At 72.6% G+C, this 21,687-nt stretch carries 15 protein-coding genes and 1 pseudogene; 5 read left to right on the top strand and 11 right to left on the bottom strand.

All coding sequences use genetic code 11. The annotated features are described in order from the left end of the window. The coding region (locus AC3ETA_RS41660) for a LysR family transcriptional regulator (RefSeq protein ID WP_432198112.1) at positions 1 to 956 on the bottom strand (956 nt) is incomplete at its 3' end. Positions 957 to 1,113: 157 nt separating this feature from the next. Between AC3ETA_RS41660 and AC3ETA_RS41655 the strand changes: the two genes are divergently transcribed. Further along, positions 1,114 to 2,559: a glyceraldehyde-3-phosphate dehydrogenase gene (locus AC3ETA_RS41655; RefSeq protein WP_432198111.1), complete on the top strand. Its 1,446-nt coding sequence runs from the start codon at positions 1,114 to 1,116 to the stop codon at positions 2,557 to 2,559. Between the two features lie 160 nt (positions 2,560 to 2,719). On the opposite strand, the gene AC3ETA_RS41650 is transcribed toward AC3ETA_RS41655, so the two are convergent. After that, the gene (locus AC3ETA_RS41650; protein ID WP_432198110.1) at positions 2,720 to 4,360 is read right to left on the bottom strand and encodes a thiamine pyrophosphate-binding protein; all 1,641 of its coding nucleotides are present in this window, start codon (positions 4,358 to 4,360) and stop codon (positions 2,720 to 2,722) included. Next, complete coding sequence (locus AC3ETA_RS41645; RefSeq protein WP_432198109.1) at positions 4,357 to 5,142, bottom strand: cyclase family protein; 786 nt, start codon at positions 5,140 to 5,142, stop codon at positions 4,357 to 4,359. The genes AC3ETA_RS41650 and AC3ETA_RS41645 overlap by 4 nt, the downstream gene beginning before the upstream one ends. A 188-nt stretch (positions 5,143 to 5,330) precedes the next feature. Between AC3ETA_RS41645 and AC3ETA_RS41640 the strand changes: the two are divergent. Then, positions 5,331 to 5,645, top strand: a pseudogene (locus AC3ETA_RS41640) (iron chelate uptake ABC transporter family permease subunit); the annotation flags it as partial. A 72-nt stretch (positions 5,646 to 5,717) separates the two neighbouring features. Next, positions 5,718 to 5,972 (top strand): EF-hand domain-containing protein, encoded by a 255-nt coding sequence (locus AC3ETA_RS41635; RefSeq protein ID WP_030950681.1) that lies wholly within the window; start codon positions 5,718 to 5,720, stop codon positions 5,970 to 5,972. 24 nt (positions 5,973 to 5,996) lie between these two features. On the opposite strand, the gene AC3ETA_RS41630 is transcribed toward AC3ETA_RS41635, so the two are convergent. Together AC3ETA_RS41630 and AC3ETA_RS41625 are read right to left on the bottom strand one after the other, a co-directional pair. Beyond that, the gene (locus tag AC3ETA_RS41630) at positions 5,997 to 6,788 is read right to left on the bottom strand and encodes an aminoglycoside adenylyltransferase domain-containing protein (protein ID WP_432198108.1); all 792 of its coding nucleotides are present in this window, start codon (positions 6,786 to 6,788) and stop codon (positions 5,997 to 5,999) included. 93 nt (positions 6,789 to 6,881) lie between these two features. Further along, a complete protein-coding gene (locus AC3ETA_RS41625; protein WP_432198107.1) occupies positions 6,882 to 10,256 on the bottom strand; it encodes a pyruvate carboxylase in 3,375 nt (1,124 codons plus the stop codon). Between the two features lie 194 nt (positions 10,257 to 10,450). Here AC3ETA_RS41625 and AC3ETA_RS41620 point away from each other — a divergent pair, with 194 nt between their 5' ends. Both AC3ETA_RS41620 and AC3ETA_RS41615 read left to right on the top strand, forming a co-directional pair. Next, entirely contained in the window at positions 10,451 to 12,526 is a 2,076-nt protein-coding gene (locus AC3ETA_RS41620) for a SpoIIE family protein phosphatase (RefSeq protein ID WP_432198106.1), read from the top strand. A gap of 182 nt (positions 12,527 to 12,708) precedes the next feature. Further along, positions 12,709 to 15,153 (top strand): SpoIIE family protein phosphatase, encoded by a 2,445-nt coding sequence (locus AC3ETA_RS41615; protein WP_432198105.1) that lies wholly within the window; start codon positions 12,709 to 12,711, stop codon positions 15,151 to 15,153. A gap of 4 nt (positions 15,154 to 15,157) precedes the next feature. Here AC3ETA_RS41615 and AC3ETA_RS41610 read toward each other — a convergent pair whose 3' ends face one another. From AC3ETA_RS41610 to AC3ETA_RS41585, 6 genes are all read right to left on the bottom strand, one after another. Further along, positions 15,158 to 15,487, bottom strand: coding sequence for an SCO4225 family membrane protein (locus AC3ETA_RS41610; protein WP_432198104.1), 330 nt, complete (start codon positions 15,485 to 15,487; stop codon positions 15,158 to 15,160). 128 nt (positions 15,488 to 15,615) lie between these two features. Beyond that, positions 15,616 to 16,227 (bottom strand): TetR/AcrR family transcriptional regulator, encoded by a 612-nt coding sequence (locus tag AC3ETA_RS41605; protein ID WP_432198103.1) that lies wholly within the window; start codon positions 16,225 to 16,227, stop codon positions 15,616 to 15,618. Positions 16,228 to 16,274: 47 nt separating this feature from the next. Then, a complete protein-coding gene (locus AC3ETA_RS41600; protein WP_432198102.1) occupies positions 16,275 to 17,177 on the bottom strand; it encodes a 3-hydroxybutyryl-CoA dehydrogenase in 903 nt (300 codons plus the stop codon). A gap of 32 nt (positions 17,178 to 17,209) precedes the next feature. Further along, positions 17,210 to 18,382, bottom strand: coding sequence for an acyl-CoA dehydrogenase family protein (locus AC3ETA_RS41595; protein ID WP_432198101.1), 1,173 nt, complete (start codon positions 18,380 to 18,382; stop codon positions 17,210 to 17,212). Between the two features lie 36 nt (positions 18,383 to 18,418). Further along, on the bottom strand, positions 18,419 to 19,591 hold the full coding sequence (locus AC3ETA_RS41590) for an acyl-CoA dehydrogenase family protein (RefSeq protein WP_432198100.1): 1,173 nt from the start codon (positions 19,589 to 19,591) through the stop codon (positions 18,419 to 18,421). A gap of 40 nt (positions 19,592 to 19,631) precedes the next feature. Then, entirely contained in the window at positions 19,632 to 21,686 is a 2,055-nt protein-coding gene (locus AC3ETA_RS41585; protein ID WP_432198099.1) for an acetate--CoA ligase family protein, read from the bottom strand. Position 21,687 lies beyond the last annotated feature (1 nt).

The following is a 21,687-nucleotide window of genomic DNA, read 5'->3' as shown; positions in this document are numbered from 1 at the left end:
GCCCCGGGCACGCTCCACATGCGCGCGGCCCACGTCCTCAAGTGCGGTGACTGTGCGACGAGTTGACGGTGGGCTTCGGCCGCGGACTGGAACAGGGCGTCGACCAGTTCCTCGGCGACGGCCGCACGCCGCCAGGCCAGCACGTACCGGCACCACAGCGGCGTCCCGGCGAGCGGCCTGACGACCACGTGCGGCAGGGGCCGCATCGTCGGCTGCACCACGGCCACGCCGAGCCCGTCGGCGATCATCCCCTGCAACTGCTGCTGGTCGCCGAGGAATTCGTGCACGGTCGCGGGTGTGAACCCGGCCGCCGCGCAGGCCGTGTAGAAGACACCCGGCCATCCGGCGCCGTCGTCCGGCGTCAGGAACCAGGCCTCGTCGGCGAGGTCGGCGAGCGCGACCTGGGTGCGCTGGGCGAGCCGATGCCGGGACGGCAGGGCCACGAACGTCGGCTCGGTGACGATGCCGCGATGGGCCACCGCGTCGGAGTGCTCCAGCTCCCGGCCGGGGTAGTCGGCGGCGATGGCCGCGTCCACCACACCGTCCTCCAGCAGCTCGACGATCCGCGACGAGGCGTAGACGCTGCTCACCGCGAGGGAGACGTCGGGCAGCCGGGAGCGCAGGCCCGAGACCATGCCGGCCAGCATCGGCGAATTGGTCGCGGCCACCCGCAGGGGCCGGCGCCCGGAGGCGGTGCCCGCGGCCGGACGGCGCCCGATCGCGTCCGCGCGGGCCAGGACGTCGCGCGCCTGGGCGACGACCTCGAAGCCGTACGGGGTCAACCGCACGCCCGTCGAGCCGCGTTCGAAGATCGACTCACCGAAGTACCGCTCGATGCGCCGGAGTTGGGTGCTCATCGCGGGCTGTGAATAGCCGAGCTCGGCCGCGGCCCGGCCGACGCTCCCCGCGTCGGCGATGGCACACAGCACACGCAGATGCCGTAGCTCCAGCTCCACCCGTTCACTCCTCTTTCAGGTCGATCAGGACACGATCGGAACAAAAGGGGTGAATTCCAGCAATAGCACACACTCCCGTGGCACACAGACCCCCTTTGAAGGCTCACCGGAACCTGCGGTTAGCATATGAGCGCCACCTAGCTCGAAAGATAGGCCCGTGACTGTCAACGACGACTCGTTCACCAACTGGAAGAACCGCGAGGAAATCGCGGAATCGATGATCCCGATCATTGGGAAGCTGCACCGGGAGCGGGACGTGACCGTCCTCCTCCACAGCCGCTCCTTGGTGAACAAGTCGGTGGTCAGCATCCTGAAGACCCACCGGTTCGCCCGGCAGATCGCGGGTGAGGAGCTCTCGGTCACCGAGACGCTGCCCTTCCTCAAGGCCCTCACCGAGCTGGACCTCGGCCCCTCGCAGATCGACATCGGCATGCTGGCCGCCACCTACAAGGCCGACGACCGCGGTCTGACGGTGGAGGCGTTCACCGCCGAGGCCGTCGCGGGGGCCACCGGGGCCAACAAGATCGAGCACGGCGAGGGCCGGGACGTGGTCCTGTACGGCTTCGGCCGCATCGGCCGCCTCGTGGCCCGTCTGCTGATCGAGAAGTCCGGCTCGGGCAACGGTCTGCGGCTGCGGGCCATCGTCGTGCGCGGCGGCGGCGATCAGGACATCGTCAAGCGTGCCTCGCTGCTGCGCCGTGACTCCATCCACGGCCAGTTCCAGGGCACGATCACGGTCGACGAGGCCAACAGCACGATCAACGCCAACGGCAACGCGATCAAGGTGATCTACGCCAACGACCCCAGCGAGGTCGACTACACGGCGTACGGCATCAAGAACGCCATCCTCATCGACAACACGGGCAAGTGGCGCGACCGTGAGGGCCTGTCGGGCCACCTGCGCCCCGGCATCGACAAGGTCGTGCTGACCGCGCCGGGCAAGGGCGACGTCCCCAACATCGTGCACGGCGTCAACCACGACACTCTCAAGCCGGACGAGCAGATCCTGTCCTGCGCCTCCTGCACCACCAACGCCATAGTCCCGCCGCTGAAGGCGATGGAGGACGAGTTCGGTGTGGAGCGCGGTCACGTGGAGACCGTCCACTCCTTCACCAACGACCAGAACCTGCTGGACAACTACCACAAGTCCGAGCGCCGTGGCCGCAGCGCGCCGCTGAACATGGTCATCACCGAGACCGGCGCCGCCTCGGCCGTCGCCAAGGCGCTGCCCGACCTCAAGGCCCGGATCACCGGCAGCTCGATCCGTGTCCCGGTCCCGGACGTCTCGATCGCGATCCTCAACCTCCAGCTGAAGCGCGAGACGGACCGCGAGGAGGTCCTCGACTACCTGCGCGATGTGTCGCTGACCTCGCCGCTGCGCCGCCAGATCGACTTCATCACGGCGCCCGACGCGGTCTCCAGCGACTTCATCGGCTCCCGCCACGCCTCCATCGTGGACGCCGGCGCGCTGAAGGTGGAGGGCGACAACGCGATCCTCTACCTCTGGTACGACAACGAGTTCGGCTACTCCTGCCAGGTGATCCGGGTCGTCCAGCACGTCTCCGGGGTCGAGTACCCGACCTACCCGGCACCGGCTGTCTGACGCCTTGCGTCTGCCCGGTACCGCGCTCGCGGTGCCGGGCAGACGCAACTCCCGAGCCCACGTTCCGGCGACGCCGCAAGGGGGCGCGGGGAACCGCGCGATCAGCCACGACGGCGCCGCGGACGAGAACCAACCCGACTCGGCGCTCCCAGCGAAGCGCTCAGTGGCCCCGGAACGCCTCCTCCAGCCACCACGCACCCTGATCGGCGACCACCTTGGCGTCGATCAGCAGCGGAGCGCTCCGCGGCCCGGCGACCCAGTCCGCCACGGCCTTGAGGTCGGCCCGCGTCCGCACCGTCACCGCCTCGAAGCCGTAGCCCCGCCCCACGGCGGCGATGTCCGTCGGCGCGAAGCGCACGGTGTCGAGCGGGTGCCCGTCGGGCCCGAAGTGGTGCACCTCGGCGCCGTAGGCCTCGTCGTCGTACACCACGACCACCATGGGCAGCCCGAGCCGCCGCACGGTGTCGAGTTCGACGGCGCTCATCAAGGCGCCGCCGTCCCCGAGCGCGGCCACCGGCAGCCGGTCCGGCCGGGCCAGCGCGGCCCCGATGGTGGTCGCCAGGCCCAGCCCGATCGACTGGAAGGCCTGGGTGAAGCAGAAGCCCTTCTCGTCCGGTACCGACAGGTACATCGTCGGATAGCCCATGAAGTTGCCCGAGTCGACGCCGACCACCCGCTCGGCGGGCAGGATCTCGTCGAGCGCGATGCCGAGCGTCCTCGGGTCGATCCGCTCGCGTGTGCCGGTGTCCTCGTACGGGACGTCGTGCCAGCGCAGTCGGGCCGCGAGGGCCGCCGCGGTCTGCGGGGTCCGGTAGCCCTCGCGCGCTTCGCCGCCCGTCCCGGACAGGCGGCGCGCGGTGAGGCGGACGTCGCCGGTGACGCCGAGCCGGACCGGGCGGTGGGCACCGAGCGCCGACGGGTCGTCGTCGACCTGGACGACGGTGGCGTCCGCGCCGATGAGACGGCCGTGCCGCATGGTCCACATGTTCAGCGCGCAGCCCCAGCCGACGATGAGGTCCGCGCCCTGGATCAGTTCGACGGCGAGCGGTGAGGCAAAGCCTCCGGAGACGTCCAGGGACCAGGGGTCGCCGTGGAAGAGCCCGCGGGCCACGGCCGAGGTCGCGAGCAGCGCGCCGTACCGCTCGGCGAGCGCCGCCAGTGCCTCCCGGGCGCCCGGCTCCCGAGCGCCGCGTCCCGCCACGAACACCGGGCGCCGGGACCGCCCCAGCAGCTCGGCGAAGGCCGCCACCTCGGCCGCGTCCGGCTCCACGGCGGGCCTCGGCGCGGGTGGCACCGCCTGCGCCAGGGCGCTCTCGGGGACCTCCAAGGCGTGCACCGGGAGGGGGAGGTTGAGCAGCACGGTACGCCGCTCCCGCACCGCCAGCCGGACCGCCGCGCACGTCTGCCCGACGGCTTCCCCGGCCGACGTCACCCGGACCGCGGCGGCGCCCACCGCATGGGCCAACGCCTCCTGGTCGACGTAGAAGTTGGACCGGGGCTCGGTCACCTCGGCCGCCAGCACGATCAAGGGTGTGCGGCTCTTCGCCGCCTCCGCGATGCCGGTCATCGCGTTCGTCAGGCCGGGTCCCTGATGGACGCTGACCACCGCGGCCTCGCCGCTGGTCCGGGCGTAGGAATCCGCCATCGTGGTCGCGCCGCCCTCATGGCGTGCGGCGACGAACCGCGCGCCCGCGGCGATCATCGCGTTGGTGACATGGAAGTTGCCCGATCCGACGACCCCGAAGACCTGGTGGACGCCGGCCGCGCACAGTGCCCGGCCGACCGCTTCCGAGACCTTCATCCGCGCTCCACCAGGGCCAGAACGCGCGCGGGGGCACCGGAGCCGGTGACGATCGGCAGGGGGCCCGCGACGACGACGGCGCCGGTCGGGGGCAGCGCGGCCAGGTTCTGCAACTGCGTCAGGCCGTACTTGTCGCTGCCCATGAGAGAGGAGTGGCAGGGAAAGGCGGGGTCGAAGGAGTGCGCGGCGCCTGCGTCCGTGCCCACCGTCTCGACGCCCAGGCCGAGCACAGGTGACTCCTCGGCGACCCAGCGGGCGCACCGCGGCGACAGACCCGGGGTGTGCGGGCCGTTCTCGTCGGCGTTGAGGAACGCCTCCTGGGAGTGCGAGCGGGCGTCCCAGCCGGTGCGCAGCAGCAGCCAACCGCCCTCCGGCAAGGGGCCGTTCTCGGCCTCCCAGGCCTTCACGTGGTCGATCTCGACCAGGAAGTCGGGGTTCTCGGCGGCCTCGGCGGTGAAGTCCAGCACGGCCGCGGGCGCGATCAGACTGCGCGCCGGCACGGAGGCGACATCGGCGAGGTCCTTGCCGGTGACCCAGTGGTTCGGGGCGTCGAAGTGGGTGCCGGTGTGCTCGCCGCTGCGGAAGTTGTTCCAGTACCAGGCGGGGCCTCGGTCGTCGTACCGGCTGATCTCCTCCAGCTCGAAAACGGCGGTCTGGCCGAACTGGGGCGGCAGTTGGATCACCGGTGTCGACGACGACAAGGGTGACGTCAGATCGACGACTTCGATCGATCCACCGCGCAGTCCGGACACCAGCGCGGCAAGGACGGACGGCTCGGGCACGGCGCCTCCTCGAACGGACGGTGTTCGCACCGACAGCATCTCAGTACGGACCCGGCGACGGCAGCTTCCTGCTGCACCGCCGGGACCGGCGGCAGCACCCCCCGGATCGTCAAGGACAGGGGCAACGAGTCATACCGGCCCCGAAGGCCACGAACCCGAAACCGGGCTCTGCGAAGGAAGGCAATGGGCGGCTCGGTCCCGTGCGGCTGGGGCCGACCGCGCTCGGTGTGGTGCCGGCGGCCGTGGCGACCGGTGCCGTCGGCCCGGTCGACCTCGTGGCGCCGCTCGCCCCGCGGATCGCGCATCGGCTCACCCGTACCGCGCAGATCCCGCTGCTGTCGTCGGCCCTGACCGGCGCCACGATCGTGATCGTCGCGGACCTGCCGGCCCGCCGACCGCTCGCGCCGGTCGAGCTGCCCGTGGGCGTGCTCACCGCCGCCGTCGGGGCGCCGTATCCGATGTGGCTGATCGCTGGCACTCGCCGGGGTCGGGAGGGAACCTGAAGGGGCAGAATCGCGTTCTTGTCTGGTAACGGGGTGGCAGGTCGGCCTGCCGACGGGAACGAAGGTGACACGATGAGTGACAAGGCCCGGAAGCTGTTCGAGGCGCTCGACCTCGACCACAACGGGACCCTGACGCGCGCTGAGGTGATCATCGCCCTGCGGACGAAGGGGCCGTCGCTGGCCGCGTCGGGAGATCTGCCGATCTGGGGCCTGGGGGACGAGGACGCCTCCTCCGCACTGTTCGACGCCGCCGACCAGAACGGGGACGAGATGCTGACCCTGGAGGAGTTCGCGGCGGTGGTGGACCGCCGCTTCGGCTGGAGCTGAGCCGGAGCTCGGGAAGCACGGTGGTCACCGGCCCGCCGCTTCGTCGACCCGCTCGGCGACCCACGTCAGGAAGGTCCGGACGTCGGTGACGGGCAGTGCGGTCGCGGCGGTGCGGGGGCGCTCGTAGCTGCGCAGCGCGGCGGTGATGAGGGGTCGGAAGCGTTCCTCGGACGCGGCGACGGCCCGGGCCGCCCGGCGCTTTGCCTGCCAGCGGCCGGTGCGGCAGAAGCTCACCGAGCGGCAGCCGTTGAGTACCCGGTTGTCCGCGAGATGTCCCTCGGCGGCAGCGTGCTCGCGGACCGATGCGCGCAGGGCCGTCAGCAGGTCGGCGCGTGCGGGCTCGGCGATCACCTCGCCCGGCGGGCGGCCGTGCAGCGGCAGCCCCGACCGATGGGCGACGGAGCGGTCGATGACGTACCAGAACGCTGGTGACTCGGCAGGGTCGAAGCTGACCCGGCTCGGCAGCAGCGGCCCGGTGTTCAGGTCCATCAGATAGCCGCCCTCGCCGGACGGACGGGCCGCGAACTCCTCGTCGTAGACCACGAGTTCCAGCCCCGCGGCGGGACAGGGCAGCGCGGGGTGCGTGAGCGCGGCGGCGAGGTCGGACAGCGTCGGCCCGGGGAGGGGCGCGTCCACGACGACCGTCACGTCGGTGTCGCTGCGCCCGTGCCGGTAGTCACCGAGCGCGACGGAGCCGACCGCTACGACGCTCACCAGATGAGGGCCGCACACCGCGTGCGCGCGGCGGACGACCTCCTGGAGGTAGGGACGGAGTGCGGCGGGGACGGAGTGCGGTTCCGCGGGAGTCCGGGTCATACGGTCAGTGTCCGTGCCCGACACCCGACCCGGTGGGCCCGGCCACGCCCCGCGCAGACGCGCCCCCTGCGCGGGGCATGGCCGGCTCTCGGCTCAGGCCAGCTCGACCAGCAGGTCGCCGCCCTCGACCTGCTGGATGCGGTTGATGGCGAGCCTGGCCACCGTCCCGGCCTTCGCGGCGGTGATCGAGGCCTCCATCTTCATCGCCTCGATGGTGGCCACGGTCTCACCGGCCGCCACCTCGTCGCCCTCGGCCACCGTCAGGGTCACCACGCCGGCGAACGGCGCCGCCACATGCCCCGTGTTGCTGCGGTCCGCCTTCTCCGTCACCGGGACGTCCGAGGCGGCGGCCCGGTCACGGACCTGGATCGGCCGCAGCTGGCCGTTCAGGGTGGACATCACGGTGCGCATGCCGCGCTCGTCAGCGTCGCCGACGGCCTGCAGCTCGATCAGCAGCCGCACCCCGCGCTCGAGGTCGACGGCGTACTCACTGCCCGGGCGCAGCCCGTAGAAGAAGTCCTTGCTGTCCAGCACGCTGGTGTCGCCGAAGGTGTCCCGGTGCGTCTCGAACTCACGCGTCGGCGCGGGGAACAGCAGCCGGTTCAGGGTGCCACGCCGGTCCTTCGCCAGCCCCTCTCGGTCGTCGGTGCTCAGTTCCTGCACGGGCTTGGCCTCGGCCCGGCCCCGCAGCGCCTTGGTGCGGAACGGCTCGGGCCAGCCGCCGGGCGGGGTGCCCAGCTCGCCGCGCAGAAAGCCGATGACGGAGTCGGGGATGTCGAACCTGTCGGGGTCCTGCTCGAAGTCCTGCGGGGACACGCCGGCGCCCACCAGGTGCAGCGCCAGGTCGCCCACCACCTTCGACGAGGGCGTGACCTTCACCAGCCGGCCCAGCATGCGGTCGGCGGCGGCGTACATCGCCTCGATCTCCTCGAACCGGTCGCCAAGGCCCAGGGCGACCGCCTGGGTGCGCAGGTTGGAGAGCTGCCCGCCGGGGATCTCGTGGTGGTAGACCCGGCCGGTCGGCGACGCCAGGCCCGCCTCGAAGGGGGCGTAGACCTTGCGGACGCTCTCCCAGTACGGCTCCAGGTCGCCGACGGCCTGGAGGTCCAGGCCGGTGGGGCGCTCGGAGTGGTCGGTGGCGGCGACGATCGCCGACAGCGACGGCTGCGAGGTGGTGCCCGCCATGGACGCCACGGCCCCGTCCACCGCGTCCGCGCCGGCCTGGATCGCGGCCAGGTAGGTGGCGAGCTGGCCGCCGGCGGTGTCGTGGGTGTGCACGTGGACCGGCAGGTCGAACTCCCGGCGCAGCGCCGACACCAGCTTCGCCGCGGCCGGTGCCCGCAGCAGGCCCGCCATGTCCTTCACGGCGATGACATGGGCGCCGGCATCGACGATCTGCTCGGCCAGGCGCAGGTAGTAGTCCAGGGTGTACAGGCGTTCCGCCGGGTCGGACAGGTCGGAGGTGTAGCACAGGGCGACCTCCGCGACGCCGGTGCCGGTCTCCCGTACCGCCTCGATCGCGGGCCGCATCTGGTCGACGTCGTTGAGGGCGTCGAAGATGCGGAAGATGTCGATGCCGGTGGCGGCCGCCTCCTGCACGAAGGCGTCGGTCACCTCGGTGGGGTACGGCGTGTAGCCGACGGTGTTGCGGCCGCGCAGCAGCATCTGCAGGCAGATGTTCGGCGCCGCCTCCCGCAGGGCCGCGAGGCGCTCCCACGGGTCCTCGGCGAGGAAGCGCAGGGCGACGTCGTAGGTCGCGCCGCCCCAGCACTCCAGGGACAGCAGCTGGGGCAGGGTGCGCGCCACGACGGGGGCGACGGCGAGCATGTCCTTGGTGCGCACCCGGGTGGCGAGCAGCGACTGGTGGGCGTCGCGGAAGGTGGTGTCGGTGACGCCGATGGTCGGCGAGGCGCGCAGCCAGCTCGCGAAGCCCTCCGGGCCGAGTTCGGCGAGCTTCTGCCGGGTCCCGGCGGGCGGCTCGCCGGCGGGCAGCGCGGGCACCTTGGTCAACGGGTCGAGCAGATCGGGCCGCTCGCCGTGCGGCCTGTTGACGGTGACGTCGGCCAGGTACGTCAGCAGCTTGGTGCCGCGGTCGGCGGAGTGACGGGCGGTCAGCAGGTGCGGGCGCTGCTCGATGAACGACGTGGTGACCCGGCCGGCCTGGAAGTCGGGGTCGTCGAGAACCGCTTGCAGGAAGGGGATGTTGGTGGCCACACCGCGGATGCGGAACTCGGCGACGGCGCGCCGGGCGCGGCCCACCGCGGCGGCGAAGTCCCTTCCCCGGCAGGTGAGTTTGACCAGCATGGAGTCGAAGTGCGCGCTGATCTCGGTGCCGGCGTGGGTGGTTCCGCCGTCGAGGCGGATACCCGAGCCGCCCGGCGAGCGGTAGGCGCTGATCCGGCCGGTGTCCGGGCGGAAGCCGTTGGCCGGGTCCTCGGTGGTGATACGGCACTGGAGGGCCGCGCCGCGCAGCCTGACGGTCTCCTGGGCGAGACCGAGGTCGGCCAGTGTCTCGCCGGCGGCGATGCGCAACTGCGACTGCACCAGGTCGACGTCGGTGACCTCCTCGGTCACCGTGTGCTCGACCTGGATGCGCGGGTTCATCTCGATGAAGACGTGGTTGCCGTCGCGGTCGAGCAGGAACTCCACGGTGCCGGCGTTGCGGTAGCCGATCTGCCGGGCGAAGCGCACGGCGTCGGCGCAGATCCTGTCGCGCAGTTCCGGGTCGAGGTTCGGCGCGGGCGCCAGCTCGATCACCTTCTGGTGGCGGCGCTGCACCGAGCAGTCCCGCTCGAAGAGGTGGATGACGTCGCCCTGCCCGTCGGCGAGGATCTGCACCTCGATGTGGCGGGGCTCGACGACGGCCTTCTCCAGGAACACCGTGGCGTCGCCGAACGCGGACGCCGCCTCGCGGGACGCCGCCTCGATGGACTCGCGCAGCTGCGCGGGTTCCTCGACGCGGCGCATACCGCGGCCGCCGCCGCCCGCGACGGCCTTGACGAACACGGGGAAGCCGATGGCGTCGGCGGCGGCGACGAGCTCGTCCACGTCGTTGGACGGCGCCGACGATCCGAGCACGGGCACGCCGGCCTCGCGCGCGGCGGCCACCGCGCGGGCCTTGTTGCCGGTCAGCTCCAGGATGTCCGCGCTCGGTCCGACGAACGTGATGCCCGCTTCTTCGCAGGCCCGCGCCAGATCGGGGTTCTCGGAGAGGAATCCGTAGCCCGGATAGACGGCGTCCGCTCCCGCCCGGCGAGCCGCACGGACGATCTCCTCCACGGACAGGTAGGCCCGCACCGGATGTCCGGGCCGGCCGATCTCGTACGCCTCGTCGGCCTTCAGCCGGTGCAGGGAGTTGCGGTCCTCGTGCGGGAAGACGGCGACGGTGCGCGCGCCCAGCTCGTAGCCTGCGCGGAAAGCGCGAATCGCGATCTCACCGCGGTTGGCGACCAGCACCTTGCGGAACATTCTTGATCCCTTCAGCCTGCCGGAGACGGACACCCATGGTGTCGGCGGCTCCCCCATTACGCCATGTGAGCCGGGCCACTCACCGGTCGGCGGCCGCCCGGTCATCGTCCCCACGGGTACCCAGGTGACCGGACGGGCCTACGCTGTCTGTGAGCCTTCTGTGCGGTCGAGGGTGGTGTGAGCGAGGTGCCCTCATGGTCGGCGCGATACACCGCGATCCGCGTCCGCGTGACGCGGTCGACGAACTGCCGGCGCGGCTGATGTCCGCGGCGGGGCACGCGGGCGTGTTCGAGGACCTTCTCCCGCTGGCGCTCTGGGTGGTCGACGGGGACGGGCGCCTTGCGCAGTGGTCGCTCGCCGCTCAGGACCTGCTCGGTCACACACCGGAGCAGATGGTGGGCCAGGACGCCAAGCGGGTGCTGGTGCCCGAGGTGAACCACGAGCTGGCCGACCGGCTGGGCCGGGCGGTGCAGACGGGCGCCGCCGTCGTCGCGCGGCTGCCGGTCCGGCACAGCGACGGATCTCTCGTCGACATGGAGCTGTGGCACTGCCCGATCGCGGACGCCCAGGGGCGCACCGGCGTGCTGGCCATCGCCGCGGAGACGTCGGCGGTGGAGCGGATGCGGGACGCGCTGGCGGCCCTGGAAGGACTGTTCACCCAGTCCCCGATCGGCCTGGCCATGCTCGGCCCCGATCTGCGGTTCCTGCGGGTCAACGAGGCACTGGCCCGGATCAACGGCGTCCCGGTGGCCGAGCACGTCGGCAGACGCGTGACCGAGATCGCCGCGGGCACCGAGCCGCTGGAGTCGGTGATGCGGCGGGTCCTCGACCGGGGTGAGGCGGTGGTGGACTACCGGTACACCAGCGCGTCGGCGGACCCGGAACGGCAGCGGACGTGGTCCTGCTCCTACGCCCCCCTGCTCGGGGGTGCCGGGCAGCGGGTGGGCGTGATCGCCTCGCTGATCGACGTCACGCGGGAGCAGCGGGCGCATCTGGAGGCCGAGCGGGCGCGGCGGCGGCTGGCGCTGCTGGCGGAGGCGGGCACGCAGATGGGTTCCACGCTGGATCTGACGCAGACGGCGCAGGAGGTGGTCCGGGTCCTGGTGCCCCGGCTCGCGGACTCCGCCGACGTCCAGCTGCTGGAGGAGGCGGTGGCCCCGGACGAGACCGCCGCGTCGGCACACGGCGTGGTCCGGCGGGCCGCGGCGTCCTTCACGGATCCGGCCGCGCCGGCCGATCACCTCGCGGTCGGCAGGACGCTCCAGGTTCCGCCCGGGTCGGTGTACGAGCGGGTCATCAGCGAGGGCCGGCCGATGAACCTGTACCTGTCCGACATCGGCCCGCTGATCCCCGGCCCCGACGCCGACCCGCTGCGCGAGTACCTGCGTGCCCGGGTGCGGGCGGCCCGGCTGATCCCGATGGTTGCCCGGGGCACGGTGCTCGGCGCCGTGGTGGTGACCCGTACCCGGGGCCACGAGCCCTTCGACGACCAGGACACCCTGCTGATCGACGAGCTGGTGGCACGGGCGGCGCTGAACATCGACAACGCGCGCATGTACAGCCGGGAGCGGGATGCGGCGCTCACCCTCCAGCGCAGCCTGATGAACCCGTCCCTGCCCGCCGTCGGCGGACTGGAGCTCACCGCCCGCTATCTGCCGGCCGGCGACCACGAGGTGGGCGGAGACTGGTTCGACGTGATCGCCCTGCCGGACGGCCGGACGGCGCTGGTGATCGGGGACGTGATGGGGCACGGCATCCACGCGGCGGCGGTCATGGGCCAGCTGCGCACCGCCGTGCGGACCCTGGCGCGCCGCAGCACGCCGCCCGACCAGGTGCTGCGCTCCCTGGACGCCACCGTGGCCGACCTGGGCGACAACGAGATGGCCACCTGCCTGTACGCCGTGCACGACCCGGCCGACGGCAGCTGTGTGATCGCCAGAGCGGGCCATCCCCCGCCCGTGGTCGCCGACGCCCGAGGGGCGGTCGCGTTCCTGGACGGACCGGCGGGTCCGCCGCTGGGCGTGGGCGGGCAGGACGGCGAGGTGCAGGAGGTGGTCCTCGCGCCGCACAGCCTTCTGGTGATCTACACCGACGGTCTGATCGAGGCCCGCGGCACCGACCTCGACCAGGGCATGCTCCGCCTGGCGCGCGAGCTGCGGCATCCGGAGCATCCGCTGGAACGGGTCTGCGACGACCTGCTGGCCCATCTGATGCCCGAGGTGGCGGACGACGACGTGGCGGTCCTCATCGCCCGGGCGCTGCCCCGATGAGCTGGGCCGCAGGCCGGTCGTGGGTGTCCCTGGCGGGGGCGCCCCGGACGCGACGACGAAGCGCGTGATGTCCGTTCGGCCGATACTGGGAGTGAGCCGCTACGAATCCGAGCACGCGCGAGGCCAGGACCGGCCGGGGCGCCGCACCGCGAGCCCCGGGAACGGCGCGAGATGGGTGGGCGATGCACGACACATCCCCGACGTCGCTCAGTGAGAGCCCGGAGGATCCGTTCTCGGTGCACCGATCCGCGTCGGCGGTGCTGGACGACCACGGACGCGTCGTCGCGTGGAGCGACCAGGCCACCGCACTCCTCGGGTACGACGCCGACGAGGTGCTGGGCCGTCCCGTGCGCGAGGTCCTGGTCGCCGACGGGGACGAGGCCGTGATCGCCCGGGCGACCGCCGCGTGCCGGCGCGAGCGCGGCTGGTTCGGGCTGCTGCCGGTGCGCAACCGTGCGGGTCACCGCGTGTTCGTGGGGTTCAGGGCCCGGCGGGTGCGGCGGCTGGACGCCGCCGACGAGTGGCTTCTGGTCGGCTCGCTCGCCGAGGACGTCGCCCAGTGGGAGATCGACCGGTCGGTGCTGGACGGCTTGTTCCGCCGGTCGCCGGTGGGGGTCGTGGTGCTCGGCCCGGACCTGCGCGTACTGCGGGTGAACCGGGCGATCGCGCGGTTCGGCGGGCTGCCGCCGAAGGCGTACCGCGGGCGGCGGGCCGGAGAGTTCCTGTTCGGCCCCGACGCGGACCAGGCCGAGGCCAAGCTGCGGTCGGTCCTGGAGACGGGTCAGCCGGTGATCTTCGCCGAGCAGCACGCGCGGCTGCTGCACGACCCCCACCGGGAGCTGGTGATCTCCATCTCGGCGTTCCGGATGCAGGACCCGTCCGGGCGGGTGCTGGGCGTCACCGAGATCGTGGAGGACGTCACCGAACGCCATCGGGCGCGGCGGCGGCTTGCGTTGCTCAACGAGGCCGGCACCCGGATCGGCAGGACCCTGGACGTCGCCACGACCGCGCGTGAGCTGGCCGAGGCCGCGGTTCCCGAGCTCGCCGACGCCGTCTCGGTGGACCTGCTGGAACCGGTGTCCCGGGGTGAGGAGCCGGCCCCGGACTCGATAGGCCCGCTGCGCAGGATGGCGGCCCGCAGCATCCAGCCCGAGGCGACGGCGGTGATGTATCCGGAGGGCCATCTGTTCTTCTTCCCGGAGCGGACCGCGCCGACGAAGTGCCTGGCCGAGCGGCGTCCGGTGCTGCTGCCCGTCCTTGAGGGCAACTCCGGGTGGTTCGCCGCCGAGCCGGAGCGGGCCGCGCGGGCGCTGGCGATGGGGGTCCACTCCCTGATGGTGGTGCCGCTGGCCGCGCGCGGCGTGATCCTGGGGCTGGTCTGTCTGTGGCGCTCCAAGCAGCCGGAGCCGTTCGAGGAGGACGATCTGACCCTGGCGGTGGAGTTCGCCGCCCGGGCCGCGGTCTGCATCGACAACGCCCGCCGCTACACCCAGCAGCACAACGCCGCCGAGGCCCTCCAGCGCAGCCTGCTGCCGGGCGAGGTGCCCGCGCACCCGGCGCTGGAGACGGCCCACCGCTATCTGCCCGCGCAGGCCTCCACGGGGGTCGGCGGTGACTGGTTCGACGTCATCCCGCTGTCGGGGCTGCGGGTCGCGCTGGTGGTCGGCGACGTGGTGGGCCACGGCATGCACGCCTCGGCGACGATGGGCCGGCTGCGCGCCGCCGTGCGGACCCTCGCGCACCTCGACCTGGCCCCGGACGAGGTCCTGGCCCGGCTGGACGACCTGGTGGACCAGCTGGCCACCGAGCAGCGGCAGGCCGAGGACACCCCGCAGATCATGGGCGCGACCTGCGTGTACGCGATCTACGACCCGGTCTCCCGGCACTGCGCGGTGGCCCGTGCGGGCCATCCGCCGCCGACGGTGCTGGGGCCCGACGGCAGGTTGTGTGCCCTCGACGTCCCCGCCGGACTGCCGCTCGGCCTCGGCGGGCTGCCGTACGAGACGGCCGAGCTCGAACTGGCGGAGGGCAGCCTGATCGCCCTGTACAGCGACGGCCTGCTGCTGGCCGGTGACCGCGACATCGACCAGGGACTGACGCTGCTGCACGACACGCTGACCGGTCCGGCGCGGTCGCTGGAGCACACGTGCAAGGCGGTGGAGGACGCGATGCTGCCGGACCGGCCCGCCGACGACGTCACGCTGCTCCTCGGCCGGACGCGGGTGCTGGCGGCCGAGGACGTGGCCACCTGGGAGCTGCCCGCCGAGCCGACGGCGGCCGGCCGGGCCCGGGCGCTGGTGACGGAGCGGCTGACGGAGTGGGGCCTGGAGGAGCTGGCCTTCACCACCGAGCTGATCGTCAGCGAGCTGGTCACCAACGCCTACCGGTACGCCGGCGGGCCGGTGGTGCTGCGGCTGATCCGCAACGGCCATCTCATCTGCGAGGTCTCCGACTCCAGCAGCACCTCGCCGCATCTGCGCCAGGCCCGCAGCACCGACGAGGGCGGCCGCGGTCTGTTCCTGGTGGCCCAGCTCTCCGAGCGCTGGGGTACCCGCTACGGGCGCAACAGCAAGACCATCTGGACCGAGCAGCTCCTGTCGCCGGAGCCGGCCGGTCCCGGCATCTGAGGCGTCACGCCCCGTTCGGGCGGGCGCGGTGGTGGTGCAGACGGCCCGAGAGCCGGTGGTACGCGGCGCCGAGCACCGCCGCCTGGAACAGGGCTCCGACGACGACACCGGCCCACGGCAGCACGCCCGGCAGCATCAGGAACAGCCAGGACGTCGGCCCGGTGACGACGAAGGCCCATATCCCGGCGAGGCTCGCGTCCTGGTGCTCGACGAACAGGGCGTCCACGCCCGTCCAGACCAGGACGGCGACCACCAGCCCGAGATAGGCCAGCGCCGCCGGATTGAACAGGTGGTGGCGCGTCACCTGGACGAAGGAGCGCTGAGAACCGGCCATGTCGAACTCCCTGAGGTCGTGATCGGTTCCCCACGATGCCCCGAGCCGTCCCCTCGCGGCCTGAGTAGCCGTACTCACCTCGGCCGCGCACACGTACCCAACTCGGCCGGGAGAACCCCGGCCGGGCGTCAGTCCGTCGGTACGGCGGCCGGCAGGCCGAGCGCGCCGGCCACGTGGCGCCAGATGGCGGCGAGCGCCGAGTCGAGGGTGACCGTCGGGTCGCGCAGCATCAGCCGGATGCCGTAGCCGTCGCTCAGGGACAGCACCAGGGTGCTGAGGTCGTCGACGTCGGCCGGGCTGAACTCGCCGGAGTCGATGCCGCGCCGTATCGCGTCGGACACCCAGCCGTGCAGCTGGGCGTACAGGTCGACGGCGAAGACCCGGGTGGTCTCGTCGCGCAGGGCCCGCACCCACAGTTCCTGCCACAGCCGCCAGTCCTGGTGGAGTTCGGGGTCGGTGGGCAGCAGGTTGCGCACGATGCGGGCCAGGATGACCGCCGCCGGCGCAGTCCCCGCGTCACGGTCGACGTCGAGGGCGGTGCTGGCGAAGGAGTGCGTCATCGCCTCGGTGAACAGCTTCTCGCGGGTGTCGAAGTGGTAGTGCAGCAGCGCTGTCGACACACCGGCCCGCTCGGCGACCATGCGCATGCGGATCTTCTCGAAGCCGATGTCGGCGATGACCTCGCACGCCGCGGTCAGGATGCGCTCGCGTGTGTCTGCCGTGCGCACCTTGGTGGCCACCGTGCGGCTCCCCTCGTTCGGTCGTCCTTCGCCATGACCATCTTCCCTCACGGCCGCCCCGCGGGTACCGGCGCCGCACGCCCAGGTTGTCCGTCGTACACGTGGAAGCCGCGCCCGGACTTGCGCCCCAGCAGGCCCGCCTCCACCATCCGCGACAGCAGCGGGGGCGGCGAGTACTGGGGCTCACGGAACTCGGCGTACAGGGACTCGGCGATGGCCCGGGTGGTGTCGAGGCCGATGAGGTCGGTCAGGGCCAGCGGGCCGAGCGGGTGCGCGCAGCCCAGGACCATGCCGCGGTCGACGTCCTCGACGGTCGCGCTGCCCGACTCCACCATGCGGATGGCGGCCAGGAGATAGGGCACGAGCAGCGCGTTGACGACGAACCCGGCCTTGTCGCGGGTGCGGACGACCTCCTTGCCGAGCGTGCCGGTCACGAACTCCTCGGCCCGCTGGGCGGTTGCGGACGAGGTGAGCAGCGACGGAACGAGTTCGACGAGCCGCAGGACGGGCACGGGGTTGAAGAAGTGCACGCCGACGACACGGTCCGGGCGGGACGTGGCGGCGGCGAGCCTGATGACCGGGATGGACGAGGTGTTGGTCGCGAGGATGGTGCGGTCGTCGGTGGCGACGGAGTCGAGGCGGGTGAACACGTCGGCCTTGAGGCGTTCGTCCTCGGCGACCGCCTCGATCACCAGGTCGTGTTCGTGCAGGGCCTCGATCTCGTCGACGACGGTGATCAGGTCCGCGGCCCTGTCGCGTCGCGCGGCGTCGATCCTGCCGTTCGCGGCGGCCCGGTCGAGCGAGCGCAGGACGCGGAGGCGGCCCGTGCGGGCGGCCTCCGCGTCGCGCTCCACGACCGTGACCGGCACGTCGGCCCGTGCGCACACCTCGGCGATGCCCGCGCCCATCAGACCGCAGCCCACCACCCCCACGCGCCGGATGTCGGTCATGTCTCTCCCTTTCTCGTCCGTTGCGGCACGCGTCACGCGACCGGCAGGTCCAGGACCCCCGACCCGCGCTTGATGAGCTCATTGGCGACGATCAGCCGCTGGATCTCGGAGGTGCCCTCCCAGATCCGGTCCACGCGCAGCTCGCGGTAGAGCCGTTCGACGGCGTACGCGCGGTCGTAGCCCCGGCCGCCGTGGATCTGCAGGCACCGGTCGACCACCCGGCCGGACGCCTCGCTCGCCGAGAGCTTGGCGATGGCCGCCTTGGCGTGCAGCGTCTTGCGCTCCCCGGCCGGGGAGTGGTCGATCTCCCAGGCGACCTGGTGGGTGTAGGCACGGTTGACGGCGATGTCCACGGCGCAGTCCGCGAGCATGCCCTGGATCAGCTGGTACGAGGAGATCGGCGCCCCGAACTGCTCCCGCTCCACGGCCCAGTCCCGGGACAGCTCCAGCGCCCGCTCGGCGGCGCCGATGGTGCGGGCGGCGATCATCAGGCGCTCCTCGGTGAACCAGGAGCGGGTGATGTCGTAGCCCTCGCCGATGGCGCCGAGCACGGCGTCCTCGCCCACCTGCACATCGGTGAAGGTGAACTCGGGGTGCTCGTAGACGAAGGTGTGCATGAAGCGCGGGACGCGCGTCATCTCGATGCCGGGGGTGTCCTTGTCGACGAGGAAGAGGGTGGGTGCGCGCTCCGGGCCGGCCGCGGCGAGCACGATCATGAAGTCGGCGTGGTCGCCGACGGTGACGAACCACTTCTCGCCGTTGAGCACCCAGCCCGCGTCGTTCCTGGTGGCGGTGGTGGCGAGGTTCTGCGGGTCGGAACCCGCGGCGCGCTCGGTGACGGCGTAGCAGTCGCGCCGCTCCCCCTTGATCACCGGGACGAGGAAGCGCTCGCGCTGCTCCGGGGTGCAGAACCGCAGCGCGTTCGCGGGACGCCACACCATGTCCCACAGGGCGCCGGTGAGCCGGCCCAACTCCTCCTGCACGGTCACCTGTTCGGCGATGGTGAGGCCGGCGCCGCCCCATTCGGCGGGCATGTTGACGGCCTGGAGTCCGGCATCCAGCACGGCGTCACGGATCTTGGCGTGCGCGTCGGCGGGCAGGCCGTTCTCCTCCTCGCACTGGTTCTCGTAGCCGGCGATGAAGTCGGTGAGGGCACGGGCCCCGGCCTTGAGCCGGGCCTGGCGCGGGGTGAGACGGAAGTCCATGGAAGTCCTCGCTGTGCGGTGTCGGGGAGACGGGTTTCAGTGGGTGGGCAGGGCCAGGGCGCGGGTGCCGCGCTTGATGAGCTCGTTGGCGATGATCAGCCGCTGGATCTCGGAGGTGCCCTCCCAGATCCGGTCGACGCGCAGCTCGCGGTACATGCGCTCGACGGGGTAGGCGCGGTCGTAACCGCGGCCGCCGAAGATCTGCAGGCAGCGGTCGGCGACCCGGCCTGCGGCCTCGCTGGCGGCGAGCTTGGCGGTGGCTGCCTTGGCATGCAGGGTCTTGCGGTCGGTGCCGGGCTGGTCGGCCTCCCAGGCGACCTGGTGGGTGTAGGCACGGTTGACGGCGATGTCCACGGCGCAGTCCGCGAGCATGCCCTGGATCAGCTGGTACGAGGAGATCGGCGCCCCGAACTGCTCCCGCTCCACGGCCCGGTCCCGGGCGAGCTGGAGGGCGCGCTCGGCGGCGCCGACGGTGCGGGCGGCGATCATCAGGCGTTCGTCGGTGAACCATTCCTTGGTCAGCTCGTAGCCGTTGCCGACGCCGCCGAGCACGTCCTCGTCGGCGACGAAGACGTCGGTGAAGGTGAACTCGGGGTGCCCGTTGACGGCGGAGTGCATGAAGCGCGGCACGCGGGTCATCTCGACGCCGGGCGCGGCCTTGTCGACGAAGAACAGCGTGGGCAGCTTCTCGGGACCGGCGTCCGCCTGCACCAGCAGGAAGTCGGCGATGTCGCCGCAGGTGACGAACCACTTCTCGCCGTCGAGCAGCCAGCCGCCCTCGGTGCGGGTGGCCGTGGAGGTGCCGGAGGACGGGTCGGAGCCGGCGCCCGGCTCGGTGACGGCGAAGGCGTCGAACCGCTCGGCGCGGATCACCGGCAGCAGGTACTTCTCGCGCTGCCGCTCGTCGCCGTGGGCGAGGACGTTGGCGGGCCGCCAGGGGATGTCCCACAGGCAGTTGGTGACCTTGCCGAACTCCTCCTCGACGATGACCTGGTCGAGCAGGCTCAGGCCCGCCCCGCCCCACTCGGCGGGCATGTTGATGGCGTAGACCCCGGCGTCCATCGCGGCACGGGTCAGTTCGGTGACGAGTTCCTGCGGCAGGGGTCCGCCGGCCCGCTCGGACTGGTCCTCGTACCGCATCAGCAGCCGGGCGTACTCGGCGGCGCGACGCTTGAGGTCGGCCTGCTCGGGGGTGTAGCGCATGTCCATGGGGACCTCTTCCGGGGTCGGTCGGGCGGGTGCGGCTCGGTCAGGCGAGTACGGCGCGGGAGTCGAGGGCGAGGACTCCGTCGGGCCGTACGAGAAGGGGGTTGACCTCGATCTCGGCGATCTCGGGGTGGGCGGCGGCGAACGCGGTGAGGGTCTCCACGGCCCGGGCGGCCGCCTCGACGTCGACGGCCGGCCGGCCGCGGACCCCGTCGAGCAGGGCGGCGGTGCGCAGCCCGCGCAGCAGGTGCAGGGCGCGGTCGGCGGGGACGGGGGCGAGGGTGAAGGCGATGTCGTGCAGTGCCTCCGCGAGCACTCCGCCGAGGCCCACCATGGCGACCGGGCCGAAGCGCGGATCGCGGTTGACGCCGACGATCAGCTCGATGGCGTCGGTGAGGTCGGCCATGGCCTCCACGGAGTAGGAGGGGGCGCCGAGCCGGGCGTGCATCTCCCGGAAGGCGGCGAGCAGTTCGTCCGGGCCGGCGAGGCCGAGAGCCACTCCCCCGGCGTCGGACTTGTGCAGCAGATGCAGGGCCTTGAGGACGTACGGCCCGCTGAACTCCCCTGCTGTGGCGAGCAGTTCGGACTCGTCGTGGATCTCGCGTGCGGCGGGGAAGGCGAGTCCGGCCGCTTCGAGGGCTCTGCGGGTCTCCAGGTAGCCGGTCTCCCGCAGCGGGGTCGCGGGGCTGGGCAGGGGTGTCACGCCGGTGTGCGGTGCGCGGGGCGCGGCGGCGGCGAGTGCGCGGGCGGCGTCCTCGGTGGCGCCGAAGACCGGCACACCGGCGGCGGCGAGGGTTCGGCAGCTGGGCGAGTCGGGGTACATCGACTGCACGACCAGGGGTTCGGCGATGGCACGGTGCCGGGCGGCGATGAGGCGAGCGGCGGCCTGTTCCCCTTCCGCGAGCGCCCTGCCGCCTCCGCCGAGTCCGCCCTCGGCGGAGGCGTAGCCTCCGAAGTAGCCGGTCATCAGCACGGCGTCGGCCTCCTCGGCGGCCAGCAGCGCTGCAATGGTCTCCGCGTAGGAGCCGGGGTCCTGCTCACCCATTCCTGCGAGGTCCACCGGGTTGGCGACGGCCGACTGCTCCCACAGCGCTTCACGCAGCAGCTCCCGCGTCGGCTCGCGCAGTTCGGGCACGGTCAGCCCGGCCGCCTCGACGGCGTCGGCGGCGATGACGCCGTGCCCTCCGCCGTCGGTGAGTACGGCGACACGGCGGCCCGCGGCCCGGCGTCCGCCGTTCAACGCGGCGAGGACGACGGTGAGTTCGCGCGGGCTGGCGACCAGTTCCACGCCGGCGTCCCGGCAGGCGGCGGCCACCACGTCGGCCGAGGTGGTCAGCGCCCCGGTGTGCGACTGGGCGCTGCGCGCGGAGGCGTCCCCGCGGCCGGCGGTGAGCAGCACCACGGGTTTCCCGGCGCCGGCGGCCGCCTCGGCGAAGGCACGTCCGTCGCCGAAGTCCTCGGCGTACACCGCGATGGCCCGGGTGCCCTCGTGCCGGGCGCAGTCGGCGAGCAGGTCGACGAGGGTGACGTCGGCCTGGTTGCCGAGCGAGACGAAGCGGGAGAAGCCCAGGCCGTGCGGGCGGAAGCGGAGCTGGAGTTCGAGGGCGAGGTTGCCGCTCTGGCTCAGCAGCGCGACGCCGCCGGGTGTGAAGGTGTCGGAGGCCAGGAACAGGTCGGTGGTGTTGTCGGCCAGGCCCAGGCAGTTGGGCCCGACCATCACCGCTCCGGCGGCGCGCACCCGTTCGGCGACGGCTTCCTGTCTGGCGCGTCCGGCGTCGCCGGTCTCGGCGAAGCCCGCGGTGATCGCGACGATCGCCCGGGCCCCGCACCGCAGGGCCTCGTCGACGGCGTCCTCGAACCCGGCGGCGGGCACGGAGACCACCGCCAGGTCGACGGGTTCGCCGACCGCGCTCAGGCTGGGCGCGGCGGTGCGGCCGAGGACGGTGCCGCCGCGCCGGTTGACGAGGTGGACGGGCCGGCGGCCGCCCGCGCGGATGGCCTGGGCGGCGATGGCGTGGCCGTACTTGGCCGGGTCGTCGCTGGCTCCGACGACGGCGACCGATACGGGGTCGAAGAGGGCCGAGAGGTCGCGTCCCATG

This window comes from Streptomyces sp. bgisy027, from assembly GCF_057710365.1.
The sequence above is the reverse complement of the archived record's forward strand: the minus strand, read 5'-3'. Positions and strand labels throughout refer to the sequence as shown.